Origin of the sequence: Pantoea sp. Pa-EAmG (genome assembly GCF_030024295.1) — a bacterium.
Lineage (GTDB): Bacteria > Pseudomonadota > Gammaproteobacteria > Enterobacterales > Enterobacteriaceae > Pantoea > Pantoea dispersa.
Genome location: NZ_JASEWO010000423.1, coordinates 1 through 509, shown reverse-complemented (window position 1 = coordinate 509; position 509 = coordinate 1). Strand labels below are relative to the sequence as shown.

Annotated in this window: 1 protein-coding gene; it reads right to left on the bottom strand. The window is 46.2% G+C overall.

The window, feature by feature from the left end:
* Positions 1-151 precede the first annotated feature (151 nt).
* Positions 152-509 (bottom strand): transposase (locus QMM04_RS23045; protein ID WP_282997223.1); only part of this gene is annotated, 358 nt, incomplete at its 5' end.

The window sequence follows — 509 nt, the reverse complement described above, 5'->3', positions numbered from 1 at the left end:
TACCGCAAAAAAGGAAGTGATTCCGTGATGGCATTCATCAGGAAAAAGTGGTTCGAATTGTTATGTAGCGAATGCCGAATTTAATGATCTTCATCTCTTCTGGTAAGAACAAATCTCAGCATTAAGTCATATAACATCGGCCTCAATGGTATTAGCGATTATCGGAACCGGAAGGGTAATGATAAACGCTACGGCTAATATCCAGTAAACGACAGCTGCGACGGGTACCGATGTCGAAAGTGGTTTGCAGGAAGTTGACCGCCTGACGCTTTTCATTCGTAGTGAAGAAGTTTTTCAGCACGCTTTGCAGCATCTCCTTGTCGGAGCTCAGGGTCTGCAGCTCGCGCGTAAGGTTCTGCAGTTTATCCTCCAACTCCTTGATTTTTCGACCCTCCTCTGAAGAAAGCCCGGAGAACTTCTTCTTCCAGCTATAGAAGGTGGCCTCGGAAATGCCCAGCTCCTCACAAATCTCCCTGACTTTCACTCCTGTTTCAGAAGCTTTAATGGCA